General features: G+C 67.5%; 17 protein-coding genes. 10 read left to right on the top strand and 7 right to left on the bottom strand.

Annotated features, from left to right (window positions below; translation table 11 throughout):
* Window positions 1–171: 171 nt before the first annotated feature.
* The 6 genes from P9A17_RS23575 to P9A17_RS23550 are packed head-to-tail and all read left to right on the top strand — an operon-like array spanning window position 172 to window position 5827.
* A complete protein-coding gene (locus tag P9A17_RS23575; RefSeq protein WP_278041169.1) occupies window positions 172–1197 on the top strand; it encodes a sulfate ABC transporter substrate-binding protein in 1026 nt (341 codons plus the stop codon).
* Complete coding sequence (gene cysT, locus P9A17_RS23570) at window positions 1194–2066, top strand: sulfate ABC transporter permease subunit CysT (protein WP_278041168.1); 873 nt, start codon at window positions 1194–1196, stop codon at window positions 2064–2066. Before P9A17_RS23575 ends, cysT begins: the two co-directional genes overlap by 4 nt.
* 7 nt (window positions 2067–2073) lie before the next feature.
* Complete coding sequence (gene cysW, locus P9A17_RS23565; RefSeq protein WP_278041167.1) at window positions 2074–2892, top strand: sulfate ABC transporter permease subunit CysW; 819 nt, start codon at window positions 2074–2076, stop codon at window positions 2890–2892.
* A gap of 16 nt (window positions 2893–2908) precedes the next feature.
* The gene (locus P9A17_RS23560; RefSeq protein ID WP_278041166.1) at window positions 2909–3961 is read left to right on the top strand and encodes a TOBE-like domain-containing protein; all 1053 of its coding nucleotides are present in this window, start codon (window positions 2909–2911) and stop codon (window positions 3959–3961) included.
* Between the two features lie 21 nt (window positions 3962–3982).
* The gene (locus P9A17_RS23555; RefSeq protein ID WP_278041165.1) at window positions 3983–4774 is read left to right on the top strand and encodes a sulfite exporter TauE/SafE family protein; all 792 of its coding nucleotides are present in this window, start codon (window positions 3983–3985) and stop codon (window positions 4772–4774) included.
* A gap of 30 nt (window positions 4775–4804) precedes the next feature.
* A complete protein-coding gene (locus tag P9A17_RS23550; RefSeq protein ID WP_278041164.1) occupies window positions 4805–5827 on the top strand; it encodes a TOBE-like domain-containing protein in 1023 nt (340 codons plus the stop codon).
* Here the strand turns inward: P9A17_RS23550 and P9A17_RS23545 are convergent.
* The 6 genes from P9A17_RS23545 to P9A17_RS23520 form a co-directional block, all read right to left on the bottom strand.
* Complete coding sequence (locus P9A17_RS23545) at window positions 5824–6822, bottom strand: hemolysin family protein (protein WP_278041163.1); 999 nt, start codon at window positions 6820–6822, stop codon at window positions 5824–5826. The genes P9A17_RS23550 and P9A17_RS23545 overlap by 4 nt on opposite strands.
* A complete protein-coding gene (locus P9A17_RS23540) occupies window positions 6819–8183 on the bottom strand; it encodes a hemolysin family protein (RefSeq protein ID WP_278041162.1) in 1365 nt (454 codons plus the stop codon). The genes P9A17_RS23545 and P9A17_RS23540 overlap by 4 nt, the downstream gene beginning before the upstream one ends.
* An 86-nt stretch (window positions 8184–8269) precedes the next feature.
* The gene (locus P9A17_RS23535) at window positions 8270–9739 is read right to left on the bottom strand and encodes an amidase family protein (RefSeq protein ID WP_278041161.1); all 1470 of its coding nucleotides are present in this window, start codon (window positions 9737–9739) and stop codon (window positions 8270–8272) included.
* 38 nt (window positions 9740–9777) lie between these two features.
* Window positions 9778–10482, bottom strand: coding sequence for a sirohydrochlorin chelatase (locus P9A17_RS23530; protein WP_278041160.1), 705 nt, complete (start codon window positions 10480–10482; stop codon window positions 9778–9780).
* A 7-nt stretch (window positions 10483–10489) separates the two neighbouring features.
* Entirely contained in the window at window positions 10490–11197 is a 708-nt protein-coding gene (locus P9A17_RS23525) for a phosphoadenylyl-sulfate reductase (protein ID WP_278041159.1), read from the bottom strand.
* 6 nt (window positions 11198–11203) lie between these two features.
* Window positions 11204–12877, bottom strand: a complete 1674-nt coding sequence (locus P9A17_RS23520; protein WP_278041158.1) for a nitrite/sulfite reductase — start codon at window positions 12875–12877, stop codon at window positions 11204–11206.
* Between the two features lie 408 nt (window positions 12878–13285).
* Between P9A17_RS23520 and hemW the strand changes: the two genes are divergently transcribed.
* The gene (gene hemW, locus P9A17_RS23515; RefSeq protein WP_278041157.1) at window positions 13286–14461 is read left to right on the top strand and encodes a radical SAM family heme chaperone HemW; all 1176 of its coding nucleotides are present in this window, start codon (window positions 13286–13288) and stop codon (window positions 14459–14461) included.
* Here hemW and P9A17_RS23510 read toward each other — a convergent pair whose 3' ends face one another.
* Window positions 14462–15322 carry an LLM class F420-dependent oxidoreductase gene (locus tag P9A17_RS23510; protein WP_278041445.1) on the bottom strand — a complete coding sequence of 287 codons (861 nt, stop codon included), beginning with the start codon at window positions 15320–15322 and terminating at the stop codon, window positions 14462–14464.
* A gap of 48 nt (window positions 15323–15370) precedes the next feature.
* Between P9A17_RS23510 and P9A17_RS23505 the strand changes: the two genes are divergently transcribed.
* The 3 genes from P9A17_RS23505 (at window position 15371) to P9A17_RS23495 (ending at window position 22454) form a co-directional block, all read left to right on the top strand.
* Complete coding sequence (locus P9A17_RS23505) at window positions 15371–15754, top strand: nuclear transport factor 2 family protein (protein ID WP_278041156.1); 384 nt, start codon at window positions 15371–15373, stop codon at window positions 15752–15754.
* Between the two features lie 120 nt (window positions 15755–15874).
* A complete protein-coding gene (locus P9A17_RS23500; RefSeq protein WP_278041155.1) occupies window positions 15875–21049 on the top strand; it encodes a type I polyketide synthase in 5175 nt (1724 codons plus the stop codon).
* A gap of 97 nt (window positions 21050–21146) precedes the next feature.
* A complete protein-coding gene (locus P9A17_RS23495; RefSeq protein WP_278041154.1) occupies window positions 21147–22454 on the top strand; it encodes a hypothetical protein in 1308 nt (435 codons plus the stop codon).
* The last annotated feature ends 65 nt before the right edge of the window (window positions 22455–22519 follow it).

Below are 22519 nucleotides of genomic sequence, written 5' to 3'. Positions count from 1 at the left end.
TGACCCTCATTGCCGTGGGATTCGCTGCCGTTGCTGATGTCTGTTGTTGTCGCTGACACCCTGCCCGTTCGTGGCGTGGCGTCGGTGACGGCTGTGGCGTAGCTGCCTTCAGTAAGAACCTGCCTTTCCGCAACGGGTCCATCCTCGGAATCCGAAACCGGAAAGGTCACCATGCAAAAGATCCTGAAATCCACGAGGCGCTGGCGCACCGCCGCCGCGCTCGCAACCACGGCGACCGTGCTCGCCGCGTGTGGCGGCGGCGCCAGCGACGTGGCCGGAGGAGACGGCGGCAGTGGTAACGCAGAGACCACACTGACCCTGGTCGCGTTCGCGGTGCCGGAGCCGGGCTGGTCGAAGGCCGCCCCGGCGTTCGCCGCGACGGATGAGGGCAAGGCAATCGAGGTCACCGCATCCTATGGAGCCTCCGGTGACCAGTCGCGTGCGGTCGAATCGGGCAAACCCGCCGACATCGTCAACTTCTCCGTCGAGCCGGACATCACCCGTCTGGTCAAGGCGGGCAAGGTCGACGAGAACTGGAACGCAGGACCGAACAAGGGAATCGCTTTCGGTTCCGTCGTCAGCTTCGCCGTGCGACCGGGCAACCCGAAGAACATCCGCACGTGGGACGACCTGCTGAAGCCGGGTATCGAGGTCATCACGCCGAGCCCGCTGAGCTCGGGCGCGGCCAAGTGGAACCTGTTGGCGCCATACGCCTATGCCAGCAACGGCGGCCAGAATCCGCAGGCGGGAATCGATTTCGTGAACAAGCTCGTCACCGAGCACGTCAAGCTGCGCCCGGGCTCGGGTCGTGAGGCCACCGACGTGTTCCGGCAGGGCAGCGGGGACGTGCTGCTCGCCTACGAGAACGAGGCGATCAACTTCGACCTCGAGCACGTCAACCCCGCGCAGACCTTCAAGATCGAGAATCCGACCGCGGTGGTCAACACCAGCCAGCACATCGACGCGGCGCAGGCCTTCGTCGACTTCCAGTTCACCCCCGAGGGCCAGAAGGTGTGGGCTGATGCCGGATTCCGGCCGGTCGATCCCGCGGTGGCCGAGGAGTACAAGGACAAGTTCCCCGCGCCTGAGAAGCTGTGGACGATCGACGACCTGGGTGGTTGGAAAGCGGTCGACACCGAACTGTTCGACAAGGACAACGGCACCATCACCAAGATCTACAAGCAGGCGACTGGATGACCTCTGTTATAGATCCGAATCCTGAGGCCATCCGCCCGGAGCTGACCCCAGCTCCGGGCGGGGGCCGGGGACTCCGTAGGCCCGGTGGCACGACGCTGCAGGTCGGCGTCGCAGTGGTGTGGTTGTCCGTCATCGTCCTGCTGCCGCTGGCCGCGATCTTCTGGATCTCCGCCAAGGGCGGCTGGGATGCGTTCGTCTCGGCGGTGACCTCGCCGTCGGCCATCGCGTCGTTCCAAGTCACGCTGACGATCTCGGTCGTCGTGACGCTCGTGAACGTGGTGTTCGGATTGCTCATCGCGTGGGTCTTGGTGCGCGACGACTTCCCGGGGAAACGCATCATCGATCCGATCATCGATTTGCCCTTTGCGTTGCCCACGATCGTGGCAAGCCTTGTGCTTCTCGCTCTCTACGGTCCGTCGAGCCCGGTAGGCATCCACATCCAGCACACCGCGTGGGGCGTCGGCCTGGCGCTGGCATTCGTGACGTTGCCGTTCGTCGTCAGGGCGGTGCAGCCGGTGCTGCTCGAGCTCGACAAAGACGTCGAAGAGGCGGCGGCATCGCTGGGTGCCAACAACGCCACCATCTTCTTCTCGGTTATCTTGCCCGCACTGGCGCCGGCGCTGCTGTCCGGCGCCGGCCTGGCATTCTCCAGGGCCATCGGCGAATTCGGCTCCATCGTGCTGATCGGCGGCGCCATCCCCGGTGAGACCGAGGTGTCCTCGCAGTGGATCAGGACGCTCATCGAGAACGACGACCCGGCGGGCGCCGCAGCGATTTCCATCGTCTTGCTGGTCATCTCCTTCGTCGTGCTGTTCATCCTGCGGTACTTCGGAGCCAAGGCGGCCAAGAGGGAGGCAGCAGCGCGATGACCGCGAAATGACGCTGTCGCTGCCCACCAAGCTGATCCTGCGCTTGGTGGCCCTGGCCTACATCATCGCGCTGCTGATCGTTCCGCTAGGTGCGATCCTATGGCGGACGTTCGCGCCAGGTCTCGGCGCGTTCTGGGATTCCATCACCACACCGGCGGCTCAGTCGGCGCTGTCGTTGTCGCTGCTCGTGGTGGCGATCGTGGTGCCACTCAACGTCGTGTTCGGGGTTTCGACCGCACTTGTGTTGGCCCGCAGAAAGTTCCGCGGGAAGAATGCGCTGCAGGCGGCGATCGACCTGCCGTTCGCGGTGTCACCGGTCGTGGTCGGCGTGGCATTGATCGCGTTGTGGGGCACCGCGGGCCTCTTCGGATTCGTACAGAACGACCTCGGAGTCAAGATCATCTTCGGGTTCCCCGGCATCGTGCTGGCGAGCATCTTCGTGACGCTGCCGTTCGTCATCCGGGAAGTCGAGCCGGTGTTGCACGAGATCGGTACCGACCAGGAGGAGGCGTCGGCGACGCTCGGCGCCAATGCGTGGCAGACGTTCTGGCGCATCACGCTGCCTTCGATCCGGTGGGGTCTGACCTACGGTGTCGTGCTCACCGTCGCCCGAACGCTCGGCGAGTTCGGCGCCGTGCTGGTGGTGTCGTCGAACCTACCCGGCCAATCGCAGACGCTCACGCTGCTCGTGCACGACCGCTACACCCGCGGTGACGATTACGGCGCCTACACCGTGTCGACCGTGCTGATGGCCGTCGCCGTGACGGTGCTGATCGCACAGATCGTCTTCGATGCCCAGCGCAAACGCACGAAAACCGAAGACTGAGCAGGGAGTCGGATTCATGAGTGAGTACGCCATCGAGGTCAAGGGTGCCAACAAGCACTACGGAGACTTCGCCGCGCTCGACAACGTCGACTTCGTCGTCCCCAAGGGATCGCTGACCTCGCTACTGGGACCCAGCGGTTCCGGGAAGTCGACCTTGTTGCGGGCGATCGCCGGACTGGATCAGCCCGACTCCGGGCAGGTGATCATCAACGGCCGTGACGTCACGAAAGAGCCGCCGCAGCGCCGCGGAATCGGATTCGTCTTCCAGCATTACGCGGCCTTCAAACACCTGACGGTGCGCGACAACGTCGCCTTCGGTCTGAAGATTCGCAAGAAGCCGAAGAACGACATCAAGACCAAGGTCGACGACCTGCTCGACATCGTCGGCCTCGGCGGCTTCAAGGACCGTTACCCGGCGCAGTTGTCGGGTGGTCAGCGCCAACGCATGGCGTTGGCCCGCGCTCTCGCGATCGACCCCGAGGTGCTCCTGCTCGACGAACCCTTCGGCGCGCTCGACGCCAAAGTGCGGGAGGACCTGCGACTCTGGCTCCGCAGGCTGCACCACGACGTACAGGTGACGACCGTGCTCGTGACCCATGACCAGGCCGAGGCGCTCGACGTGTCCGACCGGATCGCGGTGCTGAACAAGGGCCGCATTGAACAGGTCGGATCCCCTGTGCAGGTCTACGACCAGCCGGAGACCGAGTTCGTGCTGGGCTTCCTCGGGGCGGTGTCCGCGCTCGACGGAGTGTTGGTGCGTCCGCACGACATTCGTGTCGGCCGCAACTCGGACCTGCCGGTCGCGGCCGACGGTTCGGGCATCGGTACGGCGGTCGTGGAGGCGACCATCGATCGAGTGGTGAAGCTGGGCTTCGAGGTTCGCGTGGAGCTCACCGACGCGACGACGGGCGCCCCGTTCACCGCGCAGATCACTCGTGGTGACTCCGAGGCCCTCGGGCTCACGGCGGGGGACACCGTATATGTGCGGGCCACCCGCGTGCCTCCCATCGCCCGCAAATTGGAAGCTTCTGTCGCCGAGGGCGATTCGGAGCCGGTGCCTGCGAGTTGACGTCGCAGAGCTTGTGCGCCGGTGACCTCGCTGGAACTGCTGGCGGTCAGCTTCACCGCCGGTGTCGTGCTGTCGACCGTGACGGCTCCCGTCGGCGTGTCGGGAGCCGTGTTCCTCATGCCGGTTCAGATCAGTGTGCTGCAGATCCCCAGCCCTGCGGTGACACCGACCAATCTCCTGTTCAACATCATCGCGATTCCCGGTGCGCTGGTGCGGTATTCACGACGATCCTCGCTGCGGAGCGCGTTGACCGTCGTGATGCTCGCCGGCACGGTACCCGGCGTGGTCATCGGGGCTGTGGTGCGGGTCTTCCTTCTCCCCGGCGCCGCGGTCTTCCAATTGTTCGTGGCGGCGATCCTCTTGCCGCTGGGTGTCTGGCTGTGCCGGCGCGCGTGGACGAAACAGACTCGCGTGCGGGAGGGACATCCGGACTCGCGGGCTCGGATCGCGCTGCTGAGCCTCGTGATCGGAGTGGTCAGCGGAATCTACGGCATCGGCGGAGGGTCGTTGTTGAGCCCGATTCTGGTCGGCCGTGGATTGTCGGTTGGAATCGTCGCGCCGGCTGCGCTCACATCGACCTTCGTGACGTCGCTCGCGGGTGCGGCGACCTACATGTTGCTCGCCTTCAGCCGGCCCGGCCTTCCGATCGTCCCTCACTGGACCGTGGGGATCGCCGCAGGAATCGGTGGGCTGCTCGGCGGGTATCTGGGTGCTGCTTTGCAACCGCGACTGCCGGAGCGGGCGCTACGTTTTACGCTGGGCATTCTGGCGATCATCACGGCGGGTTTCTACATCGGCGAGTCATTTCGCTGAACAGTCACGACAAGGGGACGTGAGATACGTATGACAGACGCGATCATCGTCCGTGGAGCGAACAAACACTTCGGTGATTTCGCTGCATTGGACAATGTCGACTTCTCTGTGCCGAAAGGCTCACTGACTTCGCTACTGGGGCCGAGTGGCTCCGGCAAGTCGACGCTGCTGCGGGCCATCGCGGGTCTGGACAATCCTGACACCGGCACGGTGGTGATCAACGGTCGTGACGTCACGAACGTGCCGCCGCAGCGGCGCGGCATCGGGTTCGTGTTCCAGCACTATGCGGCGTTCAAGCATCTGACGGTCCGCGACAACGTCGCCTTCGGTCTGAAGATCCGCAAGAAATCGAAATCCGACATCAAAGACAAAGTCGACAACCTGCTGGAAGTGGTCGGCCTCGCCGGCTTTCAGAACAGATACCCCAACCAGCTTTCCGGTGGGCAGCGCCAGCGGATGGCATTGGCTCGCGCGCTGGCGGTCGACCCCGAAGTTCTTCTCCTCGACGAACCGTTCGGTGCGCTGGACGCCAAGGTGCGCGAGGACCTTCGGGCATGGTTGAGGCGTCTGCACGATGAGGTACATGTCACGACGGTGCTCGTCACCCACGACCAGTCGGAGGCGCTCGACATCTCCGATCGGATCGCCGTTCTGAACAAGGGCCGCATCGAGCAGGTGGGCTCACCCAGCGCGGTCTACGACGCGCCTGCCAACGCGTTCGTGATGTCGTTTCTCGGTGCGGTGTCCTCCCTCAACGGAGTACTCGTGCGTCCGCACGACATCCGAGTCGGCAGAAACCCCGACATGGCGATCGCGTCCAGTGACGACTCTGTCCAAGCCACCGGCGTGACCCGCGCAGTGATCGAACGGGTGGTCATGCTCGGTTTCGAGGTACGGGTCGAGCTCATCAACTCGGCGACACACACACCATTCACCGCGCAGATCACCCGCGGCGACGCCGAGGCCCTGGGCCTCAAGGAGGGCGACACCGTTTACGTGCGTGCGACCCGGGTGCCGTCGCTACCGACCGACGAACCGGTGGTCGTCGGCTAGGCCGCTTCTGTCGGCAGCAGCCGGTGAAGCAGATCCGTCAGGGTGATCAGACCGCGTCCTGACGGACCGTCCACCACCACAAGGTGATTGCGTGTCTCACGCATGACCTCAAGCGCCTCGTAGACCGGGGTGCCCTCGGGCAGCGTGAGGATCGGCCGCATCAACTCGCGCGCGCTCGCCGTCGAGGCGAGACTGTCACGAACGTGCACCACACCGACGGTCGCGTCGCCGTCGCGCACCAGCAGCCGGAGATGGCCTGTCGCCCTCGACTTTTCCCTGATCTGGTCGGGGCCGGCATCGACAGGAACGTCACTGTGGACGCCACCGCGGCGGGCCACATCCCCGACCGTGAGCGCTTCGAGTTCCAGCGCGCTGGCCAGGTTGGCGTGGTAGCGCTCGTCGAGGGTGCCGACGGTCGCCGAATGCTCGACGAGCTGGCGCAGAGCGTCAGGGTCCTGGGAGTCGGCGAGTTCGTCGACGGGTGTGACACCGACGCGGCGCAGACACCAGTTGGCGGCCTGGTTGAGGGCCCGCAGCAGCGGGCGGGTCACGAACATGAAGCCACGCATCGGCAGCGCCAGCATGATCGCCGACCGCTCCGGGTGGGCGATCGCCCACGACTTCGGCGCCATCTCGCCGATCACCAGGTGCAGGAACGTCACGATCACCAAAGCCAGCACGAATCCGCCGACGTCGGCCACCCAGCGCGGGGCGCCGAGGTCGCTGATCCACGGTGTGAGTGCATGGTGCACAGCAGGTTTGGTGATCGCTCCGAGCATCAACGTGCAGACGGTGATACCCAGTTGGGCGCCGGCCAGCAGGACCGACAGCTCGCCGGTGCTGCGCAGGGCCGCCCGCGCCGCGGCACTGGTGGCGGCCGCGTCCTCCAGCCGGTTGCGGCGCGCCGCGATCAGAGCGAATTCGACCGCGACGAAGAAGGCGCTCAATGCGATCAGTCCGGCGGTGATCGCAGCCACCACCCATGGGCTACTCATCGGGGGTCTCCCTGGCTGATCTCGATGGTGACGAATATCGTCGCCGGAACCCGGCGTTCGATCGACCGGATCGCAGCGATCAGTCGTCGCGCCGGCGGGCCGCCGTCGTCGATCAGGTCGGCCGGGACGAGCGGCAGGTCGATGACGATGGTGTCGCCGACTTCGGGCAGACCGTCGGTATGGGCGACCACCATGCCGGCGATCGTCTCGTAATCGCCCTGCGGCAGCGCCAATTCGAGGGTGCGTTCGGCCTCGTCGAGCGGAAGATCGCCGGCGAGCAACCAGCCGTCTCCGTCGGCCACGATGTCGGCATCGCCTTGTGTGTCGTGCTCGTCGTCGATCTCGCCGACCACTTCCTCGGCAAGATCCTCGATCGTCACGATCCCCGCGAATCCGCCGTACTCGTCGATGACGACGGCCATTTCTTCACCGCTCTTCTCCAGCTCGCGAACCACGTTCGGCAACGGCAGCGTTTCGGGGACGACGACCGGGGGCCGCGAATGCGCGCCCGCCGGGTCTGTCTCGGGTACTGGGCCGAGGAGATCGTGCAGGTGAATCACGCCGATGATGTCGTCGGAGGCTTTGTCGATCACGGGGTAGCGCGTGTGTCCGGTCGACATGCGTTGCAGGACAGCCGATACCGGCTCGTCGGAGGCAATGGCGTCGACCCGGGAACGCGGGATCATCGCGTGCTGCGCGGTGCTCGTGGGGAAGTCGAGAATGCGGTCGAGAAGCGCCGACAGCTCGCGCGGGATTTCGCCGGCCTCCCGCGACGCGGCCACGATGTGCTCGAGATCGCGTGGCGTGGCCGAATGCTCGACGTCGTGCACGGGCTCGATGCGCAGTACGCGCAGCAGGAGGTTCGACGACTGGTCGAACAGCCAGATCAGCCAGCCGAAGAGTTTCAGATACAGCGTGGTGGACAATGCCAGCCAGCGTGCGAGCGGCTCCGGACGGGCGATCGCGAGGTTCTTCGGGAAGAGCTCCCCGAACAGCATCTGCACGATCGTCGACACGCCGATCGCCGCGACGCCACCGACAGCCACTGCGATTGCGGTGGGAATTCCGTTGTCGCCGAGCAGGACTTCGAATCCGCGACCGATCAACGGTTCGGCGACATAGCCGACCAGCAGTCCGGTGACGGTGATGCCGAGCTGAGCGCCCGACAGCATGAACGACGTCCGCCGGGTGACGGTCAGTGCACGAGCGGCTGCCGCGTCACCCGACTCGGCGCGCGCTTTCAGGCGCGACCGGTCCACGGCCATGTACGCGAATTCCTGCGCGACGAAGTAACCGGTCAGCGCGGTGATGAGGAGGACGACAAGAAAGCCAGCGAGAATACCGAGAACGGCGGTCAGCACGTGACCGCCTCGGGTCTATGAGGTTGCATCGAGTCCTTGCTCAGTTACGGGGTTCAACTCCACTGTACCGAATCGCACAGAGTGCTTCAGATCGGAGCGACGCGGTCCGTCCACGGCACCGCTCCTTCGAGCTGCGCAGCCAGCCGGAGGAGCAGACCCTCGCCTGCCAGCGGCGCCACGAACTGGACGCCCAGCGGCAGGCCGCCGGGGGTCCAGTGCAGCGGCAGCGATATCGCCGGGCGCCCAGTGAGATTCGCCAATTGCGTGTACGGCACCCAGCCGAGGTTCTTGTCCACCATGTCGTCGACGATCTTGGTGTAGCGCAGGAATCGGGCGGTGCGTGTCTTGAGCAGTACGTCTGAGGCGCGCTGCAGCGGGGCGGGGAGATCGAACTCGCCGATGGTGGGCGGCGGCGTCGCCAGCGTCGGGGTCAGCAACAGGTCGTAGTCGTCGAAGAACTTGGTCAACCGCCGGGTGTGCTCGTGGCGGCGCGCGACGGCGCCGACGTAGTCGACACTGCTCGTCGCGTGACCGAGCGCGGCCATGATCAGCGTGTCCCGTTCGAAGGCATCGTCACCCGCGCCGGTGAGGCGCTTCACCTCGGCCACCTCGTAGGCCAGGGAGACGAACCAGGTGAGGAGGAAGTCTTTCGCGAGCTCGGCGTCGTCGAACGGCCCCTGCGCCAACTCCTCGACCTCGTGGCCGAGCTCGGAGAGCGTCCGCACTGCGGTCTCCACGGCGGCATAGGCCTCGCGGTGCGGTTGCGGGGTGATCGCCGACGGCACCCGCACACCGATGCGCAGCTTCCCGGGTTCCCGACCGATGCAGGACGCGAACGAAACGTCGGGCAGGCCCGGAACATAGGGGCCGAACGGTTCACCACCGGCGAGGACGTCGAGCATCGCGGCGGTGTCGCGCACAGTCCGTGATACAACGCCCTGGACCGCGGCCCCGTGCATGGGCTCACCTGCTGCCGGACCAGACGGGATCAATCCGCGTCCGGGTTTCAGGCCGACGAGACCGCAGCACGCCGCTGGAATTCGGATCGACCCACCGCCGTCACTGGCGCCGGCGCACGGGACGATGCCTGCGGCGACCGCGGCCGCCGAGCCTCCCGATGATCCACCCGGCGAGCGTGACAGGTTCCAAGGATTGCGCGCGGGTCCCCAGGCGGCGGGTTCGGTGATGCCCTTGGCGCCGAACTCGGGGGTGTTGGTTTTGCCGAAGATGACGAGGCCGGCCTTGATCCACCGTTGCACCACCGTGGAGTGCTGGGCGGCAGGGGTCGACGCCAGGGCCCGCGAGCCGCTTGAGGTGGGAAGCCCTGCGTAGTCCTGACCAAGGTCCTTCAGCAGGAACGGAACACCGGCGAACGGTCCGCCCAGATCCGCCGGCACCTCCGCGGGCACATCGCGCACGATGGCGTTGATGCGGGGATTCACCTCTTCGGCGCGCGCACGGGCCAGCTGGAGCAGTTCGTCGGCCTTCACGTCTCCGTCGGCGACGAGCTTTGCCAGGCCGGTCGCGTCATGTGTGCGGTACTCGTCGAACCTCATTTGCCCCACAGTAGGCGGGCAGGGAGTGGCAGCTCAGGTCAGGCTGCCGAGCGGATCGCCAGCGCGGCATCGAAACGGTCCAGGACCGTCTCGGCGACCTGGCGGTGTGCGCCCAGCGGCGCGGACATCGGAATGTTCTCGGCCGCCGCGAAGGCGGCGACTCGGTCGGTGATCCGGCCGTGCGCCAGGAACCACGGCGCGACGATCAGCCGGGTGGCGCCGCGCTCGCGCAGCTGCTGGGCCGCCTCGGCCAGCGTCGGCTGCGAGCCGGTCGCGAAGGCCGTCGTCGCGGTCCACCGGGTGGTGAGAGTCAATTCATGCGCAACCGAAGCCGTCCGTACGTTCGCGTCGCCGCGCGACGACCCGACTGCGGTGACGAGTACGCCCACGCGCGGATCGAGCCGGGACACGCCCGCATGTTCGAGGCGTTGACGCAGCACATGGATCAACCGGTCGTCCTCACCCAACACGCCGGCCTGAACGACATCGGCGCCGGAGTCGGCGATCATCGCCGGGATGTCGACGCGGGCGTGGTAGGCATCGGCCAAGAGCAGCGGCACGACGACGCCCTGCCGGTGCGGCAGATCCGCCAGCACATCACGCAAATTCGGAGAGTTCTGCTCGCAGAACGCAATTCGGGCATCCAAGCCCGGCCGTAGACGGCGGATGCACTCGACGATCAACTGCGCCGTCGCGGCGGACCGCGGGTCGGCGCTGCCGTGTGCCGTCAGAACGAGCGTCACCGCTGGCTCACGATGCGTGCAATCCGCATTCCGTCTTGGCCTGACCGGCCCACCGGCCGCTGCGCGGATCGGCGCCCTCGGCGGGCTTGTTGGTGCATGGTGCGCAACCGATCGACGGATAGCCTTCGTCGACGAGCGGATTCACCAGGATGCCGTTCGCGTCGATGTAGTCCTGCATCTCGTCGTCGCTCCACGCCGCCAACGGGTTGATCTTCACCAGCCCGAACGCCTTGTCCCAGCTGATCAGCGGCGCGTTGGCGCGCGTCGGCGCCTCCACGCGGCGGATGCCGGTGACCCAGGCGCGGTAGCCGCGCAGCGCCTTGCTCAGTGGTTCGACCTTGCGCATCCCGCAGCATGCGCCCGCATCGCGCGCAAACAGGTCCTTGCCGTGCAGGCGGTCCTGCTCGGCGACGGAGTTTTCAGGACGCACGTTGACGACGTTGACGTCGTAAACCGCCTCGACCGCGTCGCGGGTCCCGATCGTCTCGACGAAGTGATAACCGGTGTCGAGGAACAACACGTCCACGCCCGGCCGGACCTTCGCGGCGAGATCGACGAGCACCGCGTCCTGCATGTTGGACGCGACAATGTAGTTGCCGCCAAAGTTATCGTCGGTCCACCGCAACAGCTCTTCGGCCGTCGCGTTCGGCCCCAACTCCTGCGCTCCGCGCTCAGCCAGCGCCTGAAGATCGGTATCTGTAGCCAGTTCCGTCACTTCACATCACCTCAAATCCGCATCGTCGGCACGAATGGCCCACGTAGCGAAACGCTCACCCTGCTCTCGTTGTTTCACAAAATTGCGAACAACTCGCTCGATGTAGTCACCGAGTTCGGTGGCGACCACTTTGTGCTGACGCAGCTTGCGACCGAAACCGCTGTCCAGGCCCAGGCTGCCGCCCAGGTGGACCTGGAATCCCTCTTCAGGGCCGTTGCCGTCGTCAACCATCTGACCCTTGAAGCCGATATCGGCGACCTGGATCCTGGCGCACGAGTTGGGGCAGCCGTTGATGTTGATCGTGATCGGTACATCCAGCTGGGCGTTGATGTCTTCGAGGCGCTTCTCCAACTCGGGCACCAGCACCTGCGACCGGCTGCGGGTCTCGGCGAAGCTGAGCTTGCAGAACTCGATGCCTGTGCAGGCCATCAGGTTGCGGCGCCAGTGCGACGGGCTCGAGGGCAGGCCCAGCGCATCCAGGCCCGCGCGCAGCGCCTCAAGCTTGTCGTCGGCGACGTCGAGGATGATCAGCTTCTGATACGGCGTGAACCGGATACGGTCACTGCCCGCGGCCTCGGCCAGATCGGCGATCTTGGTCAGGATGGTGCCCGAGACACGGCCCGCGATCGGCGAGACACCCACGGCGTTGAGGCCGTTCTTGAGCTTCTGCACACCGACGTGGTCGATGGGCCGGGTCACCGGGTCCGGGGCCGGACCGTCGATGAGGGGACGCTTCAGGTACTCGGTCTCGAGAACTTCCCTGAATTTTTCTACACCCCAGTCCTTGATCAGGAACTTCAGCCGGGCCTTCGCGCGCAGTCGGCGGTAGCCGTAGTCGCGGAACACGCTGACGACGCCTTCCCACACGTCCGGCACCTCGTCGAGCGGCACCCACGCGCCGACACGCTGACCCAGCATCGGGTTCGTCGACAATCCGCCGCCGACCCACAGATCGAAGCCGGGGCCGTGCTCGGGATGGTTGACGCCGATGAAGGCGACGTCGTTGACCTCGTGCACGACATCCTGCAGACCCGAAATCGCGGTCTTGAACTTGCGCGGCAGGTTGGAGTATTCCTTCTTGCCGATGTAGCGCTTGACGATCTCGTTGACCGCAGGCGTGCCGTCGATCACCTCGTCGAGCGACTCGCCGGCCAGCGGGGAGTTCAGCACCACGCGGGGGCAGTCGCCGCACGCCTCGGTGGTCTGCAGACCGACCTCGTCGAGGCGGCGCCAGATCTCCGGCATGTTCTTGACGTCGATCCAGTGGTACTGGACGTTCTGCCGGTCGGAGATGTCGGCGGTATCCCGGGCGAACTCCGTCGAGATGGCGCCGAGGGTGCGCAGCGCAGCGAGCGACAGGGCGCCACCGTCGCTGCGGACGCGCAACATGAAGTACTCGTCTTCGAGCATGTCGGTGTTCTCGTCACCGGTCCACGTGCCGTCGTAGCCGGGCTTGCGCTGGGTGTAGAGACCCCACCAGCGGAAACGACCGCGAAGGTCACCCTTGTCGATGCTCTCGAAGCCCTGCTTCGAGTAGATGTTCTCGATGCGCTCCCGCACGTTGAGCGGGTTGTCGTCCTTCTTGGACTGTTCGTTCGGGTTGAGCGGCTCGCGGTAGCCGAGTGCCCACTGGCCTTCGCCGCGGGCGCGCTTGGCGGGCTTGTTCTGTGCTGTGGTCATGGCTGGGCTCCTAATCGGAGCCGGCGTTCAGATCGCGCTTCTGACCGGGGGCTGTCCGGCGGCGCAGATCCGGCGGCCAGCTGAAAATTGCTGTGGGCAGGGTCTACAGGTCTAAGGCAGACAGCAACAGGTACATACGCGCTTGAAATCCACATGCCGACGCGCCACCAGGGAAACCCGGCGGGGGAAGCTGTGGGCTGCAGTCACGGGTCCGATTGTGCCACGGACACCCACACCTGCCCTAACCGGCAGAGATTTGCACTCAGGATGAGCAAAAGTCGGCGCTGCGTCAGCCTGCGGGGATGCTGCGGAGCTGTGACCGTGGTTGCCGGCGTGGCCGCGGCTGACCTGGGCGGCTGCGACATCGCTGAGTTAGGTGCAGGTACGCCCGACTGGGACACTGGTGGCATGCCTGTCTCTGCCGCGCGTGCCCAGTTGCCCGCGGTGACGGCGCGGCCGGACGGGCCGTTCGGGATCTACGTCCACGTGCCGTTTTGCGCGGTCCGGTGCGGATACTGCGATTTCAACACGTACACGCCGTCCGAACTCGGGGGCGCGAACCCCGACGGGTGGCTGGCCGCGCTGCGCCTGGAGCTTCGCGCCGCCGCTGATCTGCTGGGCGATGCACCGGACGTGCAGACGGTGTTCGTCGGCGGCGGCACACCGTCGCTGCTCGGGGCAGTAGGGCTCGGCGCGGTGCTCGACGGGATTCGCGACAACTTCACGCTGGCACCCGATGCTGAAATCACCACCGAATCCAACCCGGAGTCGACGTCGGCACGGTTCTTCGCCGGGCTGCGCTCCGCGGGTTTCACGAGGATCTCGCTGGGCATGCAGTCCACCGCGCCGCATGTGCTGGCCGCGCTGGACCGGGTGCACACACCGGATCGGGCGCTCGCCGCAGCACGCGAGGCGCGCGCCGAAGGCTTCGATCACGTCAACCTCGACCTGATCTACGGAACGCCGGGGGAGACCGACGACGACCTCATACGGTCGGCGTGCGCTGCGGTGGAAACGGGCGTCGACCACATCTCCGGTTATGCGCTGATCGTCGAGGACGGCACCGCGCTGGCCAGGAAGGTGCGGCGCGGCGAGATCCCCGCTCCGGACGACGATGTGCACGCGCGCCGCTACGAACTGCTCGACCACCTGCTCGCCGACGCCGGCTTCGACTGGTACGAGGTGTCGAACTGGAGCCGTCCCGGCGGCGAGTGCAGGCACAACATCGGCTATTGGAACGGCGGCCAATGGTGGGGAGCCGGGCCCGGGGCGCACAGCTACGTGGGTGCGACCCGATGGTGGAACGTCAAGCACCCCAACGCTTATGCCGAAGCCCTCGGCTCCGGAGAACTGCCCGTCGCCGACTTCGAGGAGATCGACGCCGAGACAGCGCACGTCGAGGACGTGATGCTGGCGGTGCGGCTACGCACCGGATTACCCTTTCGGGCACTGTCCGGCCCGGAGCGCGCCCGCGCTGCGCAAGCCGTCGAGGACGGCCTGCTGGAATCACGCGGCGAGCGGTATGTGCTCACCGACCGCGGACGTCTGCTCGCCGACGCCGTTGTCCGCGACCTGCTGACCTGATCAGAGAAGGGCGGCCGCGAGCCGACGCCATTGCTCCCGCGGGAACTCGCGAGGATCTGCGGTGAGCACCTGGACACAGACATGGTTCGCGCCGGCGTCGAGATGCTCCTGCACGCGGCGCCGAACGGCGTCCTCGTCACCCCAAGCGATCAGCGCATCGAACAGCCGGTCGCTCACCGAAGAGAGCTCGTCTTCGGTGAAACCGAGCCGCAGCAGGTTGTTCGCATAGTTCGGCAGCGCCAAGTAGGAGCTCAGGAAGGTGGTTCCGATCTCGCGGGCCTTTTCACGATCGTCGGTCAGCAACACCGTCTGCTCGGGCAGCAGCAGGGGAGCCTCTCCGAGGATCTCCCGCGCCTGCCTGGTGTGCTCGGGCGTGGCCAGGTACGGATGCGCACCGCCGGCCCGGCTCGCCGACAACTCCAGCATCTTCGGGCCCAGCGCGGCGAGCACCCGGTTGCCGTTCGGCACCGGTGTCGGTGACGCGTCGATACCGTCGAGGAACGCTTTGGTGGCGGCCAGCGGCTTGCGGTAGGTGCCCGGACCCTTGGCATCGATCAGCGGGGCGTGGCTGCAGCCGATGCCGAGCAGGAACCGCTCGCCGTGCGCTTCGGTCAACGTGGCATACCGGGCGGCGACGTCGCCGGGCTCGTGCATCCAGAGGTTGAGGATGCCCGTCGCGATGGTCGTCTTCTCGGTTGCGGCCAGCAGGTTCTCGACCGAATCCAGCACCGGGCCGCCGACGTCGGGGATCCACAGGGCGGTGAAGCCGAGCCCGTCCAGTTCGGCGGCGGCCTCCGCGGCCTCCTCCGGATTTCCGTATCGCAGTTGCGAACTCCACAGACCGACACCCGACAGGTTCATGTGTCTACTCATACCGTGCCGGGTCGTGGGGGCGCTACGGTCGTGCCCATGGCATTCGATCCCGGCGCCGTGGCCCGCGCGTTCTCCGAGCACCGCTTCGACGACGCGCTCGGTCATCTCGCCACGGGCGTCAAGTGGACGATCGTCGGCGGCATGGTCCTGGAAGGCGCCGACGCGGTCCGGCGAACGTGCGAGGACACCCTGGAGAGCTTGAAAGGCACCTCCGTCGAATTCGACCGGCGGGTCGTGGCAGCCGGTGACGACGTCGTCGCCGTCGACACGGTCGTCCGCTACGTGCGCCCCGATGGCGTCACTGCCGTCGCCAGCTGTGCCATCTACGAGTTCGCCGATGAGCAGATCACGGCGATCACGTCGTACGCGGTCGAGGTCGACCCCGACGATCCCGGGGCGCAGCCACCGCCGCACGTGTGACCGAATTCGCTCACAGGAATTCCACAGCGCGCGCCGGGTACGCCACTGTGAGCAAAGTCGTTGTGCCAGGATGTGGGGCATGCGACCAGGGTTAGGACAGGCTAAGCACACGTCGCCGGCATGGCTGACGTGGGGCTGAACAGCACCCAGCCCCCCGCTCCGATCGCCATCGTCGGGATCGGCTGCCGCCTGGCGGGCGACGTCGCCACGCCCGAGGACTTCTTCTCGTTCCTGCTCGCAGGCCGCAGTGCCGTCTCACAGGTGCCCGCCGAGCGCTGGGAACCGTACGTGCACCGGGATCCCCGCAACGCGGCCGTCCTGCGGGAGACGACGCCGTGGGGCACCTTCCTGGACGACCTAGCCGGCTTCGACGCCGAGTTCTTCGGGGTCTCCCCACGCGAAGCCGAACTGATGGACCCTCAGCAGCGGCTCGCGCTGGAGGTGTCGTGGGAGGCGCTCGAACATGCGGGCATCTCGCCGCGATCGCTGGCGGGAAGCGACACCGCCGTTCTGATGGGCGTGAACTCCGACGACTACGGCAAGCTCATCATGGAGGATCTCGCCGGCATCGAAGCGTGGACGGGGATCGGAACATCGCTGTGCGGAGTGGCCAACCGGGTATCGCATCTGCTCGATCTGAGAGGCCCCAGCGTCGCGCTCGACGCGGCGTGCGCGGCCTCACTGGTCGCCGTCCACCAGGCCTGCCAGCTGTTGCGCGACGGTGAGACGTCGCTGGCGCTCGCGGGCGGAGTGAGTGCCCTGATCGGCCCGGGGCTGACCCGAGTGCTCGACGTTGCGGGCGCGACCGCCCCCGACGGCCGCTGCAAGACCTTCGACGACGCCGCCGACGGGTACGGACGAGGCGAGGGCGCCGGTGTCGTCGTGCTCAAACGACTCGGCGACGCGGTCCGCGACGGCGATCGGGTGCTGGCGGTGGTGCGCGGCGGCGCGGTCGCCCAGGACGGCAGAACCGTCGGGATCATGTCGCCGAACGGCGAAGCGCAAGAAGACCTCTTCCGGCTGGCGTGCCGGGCCTCCGGTGTCGAGCCGTCCAGCGTCGACTACCTCGAAGCGCACGGAACCGGCACTCCCACAGGCGATCCCGTCGAGGTCGGAGCACTGGCGGCGGTCTATGGTGCCGGCCGCGACGTGCCGTGTGCCGTCGGCTCGGTCAAACCCAACGTGGGACACCTCGAAGGTGGTGCCGGTGTGGTCGGCCTGATCAAGGCGACCCTCGCCCTGCACCACGAGACCTTGCCGCCCACCGCCGGGGTCAAGAACCTGACCACCGCCATCGATTGGGCCCGCAGCGGGTTGCGAGTGCCGACCGAAGTGGAAGCGTGGCCACGCGGGGTGCGACCGCGCCGAGCGGCGGTGTGTAGCTACGGCTACGGCGGGACCATCGCACATGTCCTCCTCGAAGAGGCGCCCGCCGCGCCGGTTCTCGAACGTGGATCTGGGTCAACGTCTTTCATTCCGCTCTCGGCCCGTTCGGAGGCGAGGCTCGCTGCGCAGGCCGCGGCCATCTCCCGGAGACTGCGTGCCACCGACAGCTCAGTCGACGAGGTGTCGGCCACGCTGTGGACCCGCCGCTCGCACGAAGCGGTCCGGGGTGCGGTGGTGACCGACGGGCTCGCGGGCGACCGGCTGTCGGCCATGACCGCTGATGTCCTCGATGCGATGGCAGCACAGATCCGCGATCCTCGCGTCGTGACGGGGTCCGTCATCCCCGGCGCGGAAAGCGGTGCAATGTGGGTGTTCTCGGGCCACGGGTCACACTGGTCCGGGATGGGCCGCGAATTGCTGTCGACCGAACGCGCATTCGCCGACACGATCGACGACGTCGACGAGGTCTTCGCCAGAGAGCTCGGCTTCACCGCCCGGGAGGCGCTGACGTCTGAGGTCCTCGGCGACACCGACCAGGTTCAGGCGCTGACCTTCGCGATGCAGGTCGGCATTGCCGCCGTGTTGCGGCAGCGCGGAGTGACGCCCGCCGCGGTGATCGGCCACTCGGTCGGTGAGGTCGCGGCGTGTGTGGTGGCAGGCGTTTTCGACCTGGCGCACGGGGCGGCCATCGCTTGCTATCGGGCGCGTGGCTTCCGCACCGTCATGGGCGACGGCGCAATGGCTTTGGTCCGGTTGCCCTTCGACGAGGCGGCCCGGCGCCTCGAGGGCCGTACCGACGTGGTGGCCGCCATCAGCGCTTCGACCGAATCCACCGTCGTGTCCGGCACGACCGCCGCGGTCGAGGAGGTCGTCGAGCAGTGGACCGCCGCCGGGATGACGGTGCGCCGCGTCAACACCGACGTGGCTTTTCACAGCCCGGCCATGGACGGGCTCACCGATGAGCTGGCGCGTCTGGTCGGCGAACTTCCACCGCCGGGGACGGCGCGGGTGCCGCTCTACACGACCGCGCTGGAGGATCCGAGATCGGAAGCGCCTCGGGGGCCCGGCTATTGGATGATGAACTTGCGCGGGCGGGTGCGCTTCGCCGAAGCGGTCCAGGCTGCCGCCGAGGACGGGCACCGGCTGTTCCTGGAAGTCTCCGCGCATCCCGTGGTGTCCCACTCGGTGGTCGAGACGTTGCTCGGAATGGGTGTCGACGACCATGCAGTGGTGCCGGTGCTGCGGCGCGATCAGCCGGAGCGCCGCGCGGTCGGCGCCGCGGTCGCGGCGCTCTACTGCCACGGTGCGCCGGTCGCGCACGGACTGACGACACGGACCCCGTGGTCCGCGGACCTGCCGGGCACCCAATGGCAGCACCGCCGCTTCTGGCGCAGACCGACTCCGCCGCCCGGCATCCGCGCGCTGCACGACCCCGCGTCCAACACGCTCCTCGGCGGCGCCATCGACGTCACCGGCGAGGTCCCTGCACGTGTCTGGCAGACCCGGCTGGACATGACCAACCGCCCCTACCCGGGCGATCATCCCGTCCAGCAGACTGAAATCGTCCCTGCCGCAGTGCTTCTCAATACCTTCCTGACCGCCGCCGGTTCGGGTCTCACCGACGTGCGCTTGCGCACGCCGGTGCCGCCGGGCCGCACCCGTGACATCCAGGTGGTACTGCAGGACCGGTCGCTGCGGATATCGTCGCGGCTCGCCGACGGTGACCAAGCCGGTGACCCCGCAGGTGGCTGGCTGACGCACAGCAGCGCCGTCGCCGCGACGGACGAGAACTCCGGCGGCGATCTCGAGGGCGAGTGCTACGAGTTGATGGGTAGCGGTGTCGACGAGCACACCTGGGCGCGGTGCTCCGAGCAACTGCCACCGGGGCATGTCGTCGACACACTTGCCGGTGTCGGCGTGGCTGCGATGGGATTCGGCTGGCAGGTCCTCGACATGCGCCGCGGCGACGGCGAACTGCTGTTGCGGGTGGCCGCCGAGGCGGACGGCTCGCTACCGGCGACATGGGCCGGGTTGCTCGACGCGGCGACCTCGGCGGCGTCCACCGTGTTCGGCGGACCCGCCCGGCTGCGGATGCCCTCCAGGATCGACCGGGTACATGTGTGCGGTGAGCCCCCGGCCGTGGCACTTCTGCACGTGCGTCACCGCCAAGGAACCACAGCGGACGTGTCGATCGCCGACGAATCCGGCGCGGTTCGCGCCTCGATCACGGCGATGGCCTTCGAAGAGCTGGAGAATCCCGCAGGTAACGATCTGTCGCGGATGCTGCACCACGTCGCGTGGCATCCGGCGGCGGTGGGTGCCGAGTTGCCGACGGCTGTCGCGGTGGTCGGCGGCAACAGCGACGAGATCAGGTCAGTACAAGGCGATCTCGACACCGCGGGTGTGCCCAGCGACGCCTATGCCGACGTCGATCAACTCCCCGAGTCGCTCGGGCGCGGGACAATCGTGCTTATGCTGCCGCGGGCCGACGCGCTGCCCGAGACGTCCGCAGTGCATGTCCTGAATGCTCTGAAAGCGCTGCACGACAGAGGTTCTCAGGCCAGACTGTGGGTGCTGACCCGTCACGTCCACGAGGGCGCCAACCTCGTCCACGCGCCGCTGTGGGGGATCGCCCGCGTCGCAGCCGCCGAACACCCTCTGTTGTGGGGTGGCGTGCTCGACCTCACCGACGACCCGCTGCCCGCGACAGTGTTGGCATCCCTACCCGGTCACGGCGTGGTCGTGGTCCGCGACGGTCACGCCATGACGGCCCGGTTGACGCACGCGCGACCCGCGGCCGGGCCGCCGATGCGCTGCACGCCCGGTGGGACATACCTCGTCACCGGAGGCACCGGCGCTCTGGGGCTGCGGATCGCACAGCGTCTCGCGGACCTCGGTGCGCGCCGCCTCGTTCTGCTGTCACGGTCGGGTATGCCGCATCGCCAGCAGTGGACCGCGGACAACCAGAGTGAGGCGGTCCGTGCGGTGTCGGCGCTCGAGGAGCGCGGTGTCACCGTGCACGTCGCACCGATCGACATCGGCGCCCCCGATGCCGGTGACCGGCTGCGCACTGTCCTGCGGGACATGCCGCCCGTACGAGGAGTTGTCCATGCGGCCGGCGTGGAAGCCGGTGCGCTGCTGATCAATACGTCGGCAGCCGACATCCGGACCGCGATGCGGCCGAAGGTCGCGGGCACGCTCACGTTGCACGACATGTTCCCGCCGGAGCAACTGGACTGGATGATCCTGTTCTCGTCGTGCGGCTATCTCGCCGGCTTCCCGGGTCAAGGTGCCTACGCGTGCGCCAACGCCTTCCTCGACGCGACCGCACGGCACCGCCGCGGGCTCGGCGACCGCACGGTCAGCGTCGCGTGGACGGCGTGGCGGGGACTCGGAATGGGATCGGCGTCGGGATTCGTTGCGGCACAGCTTGAAGCGCTCGGCATGGGCACCGTCGGTGCCGACGACGCCCTGCGGGCGCTGGACTCCGCGATGCGGGGTGACGAACCGAACGTCGTTGTCCTGCCAATCCTTCCGGAGGCGGCCGCCGTGCCGATGTTCGCCGACGTCGCACCGTCTGGAGACTCCGGAACCGACAGCGGCGTGGCGCCGGTGGGGCCCGGTGACGCCGACCTCGACGAATGGGTTGCCGGCCAGGTGATCGACGCGGTGGCCGCCGAACTGGGGCTGGTGACCGACGACGTCGACCCGAGACTGCCGCTCGTGGAGAGCGGCGTCGACTCGATCATGACCGTCGCGCTGCGCCGGGCACTGGAGAAGCGCACCGGTCTGGCATTGCCCCCGACGCTGCTGTGGGAGCACCCGACCGCCGCCGCCGTCACGGACCGGATCGTCGAACTTCTCACGGTGCAGGGCCACGCTGCCGGCCGCAAGGCCGACGTGTCCTGAGGTTCGTCAAGAATCCTTCAAGAATCTGACGAGTTCGCTGCTCCACCCTTCTCTCATCACCCGCACGAACGCGGGAACAGAGCAAGAGGAGCTGAGCATGAACATCACCAGTCTTGCGCGTGCCGCGCTGGTCGCAGGCGCTGTCACCGGCGCCTCGATCGGCCTGGCGGGCAACGCATGCGCCGCGAACCCTGCGCACACCACGGCACCCGTGTCGTCCATCGTCGCCCCGAACGTCTTCCAGCCCGCACCCGTGACCGCACTGGGTTCCTGGCGGGGAAAGAAGGACGACGACGGCGGCGATGACGGCGGCGGCGACGTCGGTGGGGGAGACGACGGCGGCGACTACTCGTCGGCGCCCGACGTCTCCGACATCGACCCGGGCCCCGACGTGTCGGACGTGCAAGACGATCCGGCACCCGAGGATGACGCCCCGGACGTGTCCGAGGCGCCGGATGTCGATCCGGCACCGGAGGCGCCGGACGTCGATCCCGCACCGGTGGCGCCCGAGATCGATCCCGCGCCGGAAGCCCCGGAGGCGCCGGAGACGCCTGCTCCCGAAGCTCCCGAGACGGACCCCGCGCCAGCACCTCCCGCCGGTCCGGACGCGGGGCTGGACAGCCCGCCGGTCGACGTCGACCCGACGTCGGTCACGGGTTCCGACATCGCGACGATGACCAGCAGCATCTTCGGCAGCTCGACCACGAGCTCCTCGTGGACCACCGGGGTGTCGACGTGGAACTCGAGCTGGCTCAGCTACAGCACGGCCGGCCAGCCCATCCTGTTCAACTCGTTCGCGACGCCGATGCAGGTCGTCTACACCTACGGCGGCTCGCCGTGGACGGTCACCATCCCGCCGCGGCAGCGCGCAGTGCTTCCGGTGACCACGCCGGGTCAGTACGGCTTCACCGCACTGACCCGCGGCCCGTCCGGAGCCGTCAACACCGTGACGGTCGGCAACTTCACCGGCGGCGGGCCAGCGCCGCACGGCCCCGCTCCGCAGCCGCAGCGCAACGTCTGGGTTCAGCTGACGTACTCGACGGGGACGTCACAGCCGTTCCGGGTCACGACGCTGACCGACCTCGGTGAGGACTCCGCGGTCGGTGGGCACCGGGTGCTGATCGACGGCACAGTGTCGGCGTGGGGTGACTGGTCGAAGAACGCGGACGGCAGCCAGCAGTTCGAGGTGACCAAGACGGATCAGTTGCCTGGTTTGTCACCTCCGGCGGAAGCGCCGCTGCCCGGCTACAACGTCGCTCTCGCCGCAAGCGAGTCCGCCACGAAGTCCGGCGTCATGAAGGTCTTGCCCTGGGTCGCTCTCGCGGCGGGTGGTCTGGGGCTCGGCTCGGTCGGAGGTGCCCTGCTCATCGGGCGCTGCCGTCGGGCCGGGGGCAGCCAGCGGTAGGGGCTGCCGGAGCTGGGGGCGTGGGCGCAATGTCCACGCCCCCAGTCTTCGTTCACAATTGGACC

This window comes from Mycobacterium sp. 236(2023), from assembly GCF_029623955.1.
Lineage (GTDB): Bacteria > Actinomycetota > Actinomycetes > Mycobacteriales > Mycobacteriaceae > Mycobacterium.
Note: the sequence above shows the minus strand (reverse complement) of the source record. Positions and strands in the feature narration are given on the sequence as shown.

What these genes read in the sequence shown, in the direction of transcription:
- P9A17_RS23575 (WP_278041169.1), top strand. Translation starts at nt 172, where the DNA reads ATGCAAAAGATCCTGAAATCCACGAGGCGCTGGCGCACCGCCGCCGCG.
- cysT (WP_278041168.1), top strand. Translation starts at nt 1,194, where the DNA reads ATGACCTCTGTTATAGATCCGAATCCTGAGGCCATCCGCCCGGAGCTG.
- cysW (WP_278041167.1), top strand. Translation starts at nt 2,074, where the DNA reads ATGACGCTGTCGCTGCCCACCAAGCTGATCCTGCGCTTGGTGGCCCTG.
- P9A17_RS23560 (WP_278041166.1), top strand. Translation starts at nt 2,909, where the DNA reads ATGAGTGAGTACGCCATCGAGGTCAAGGGTGCCAACAAGCACTACGGA.
- P9A17_RS23550 (WP_278041164.1), top strand. Translation starts at nt 4,805, where the DNA reads ATGACAGACGCGATCATCGTCCGTGGAGCGAACAAACACTTCGGTGAT.
- P9A17_RS23545 (WP_278041163.1), bottom strand. Translation starts at nt 6,822, where the DNA reads ATGAGTAGCCCATGGGTGGTGGCTGCGATCACCGCCGGACTGATCGCA.
- P9A17_RS23535 (WP_278041161.1), bottom strand. Translation starts at nt 9,739, where the DNA reads ATGAGGTTCGACGAGTACCGCACACATGACGCGACCGGCCTGGCAAAG.
- P9A17_RS23520 (WP_278041158.1), bottom strand. Translation starts at nt 12,877, where the DNA reads ATGACCACAGCACAGAACAAGCCCGCCAAGCGCGCCCGCGGCGAAGGC.
- hemW (WP_278041157.1), top strand. Translation starts at nt 13,286, where the DNA reads ATGCCTGTCTCTGCCGCGCGTGCCCAGTTGCCCGCGGTGACGGCGCGG.
- P9A17_RS23510 (WP_278041445.1), bottom strand. Translation starts at nt 15,322, where the DNA reads ATGAACCTGTCGGGTGTCGGTCTGTGGAGTTCGCAACTGCGATACGGA.
- P9A17_RS23505 (WP_278041156.1), top strand. Translation starts at nt 15,371, where the DNA reads ATGGCATTCGATCCCGGCGCCGTGGCCCGCGCGTTCTCCGAGCACCGC.
- P9A17_RS23500 (WP_278041155.1), top strand. Translation starts at nt 15,875, where the DNA reads ATGGCTGACGTGGGGCTGAACAGCACCCAGCCCCCCGCTCCGATCGCC.
- P9A17_RS23495 (WP_278041154.1), top strand. Translation starts at nt 21,147, where the DNA reads ATGAACATCACCAGTCTTGCGCGTGCCGCGCTGGTCGCAGGCGCTGTC.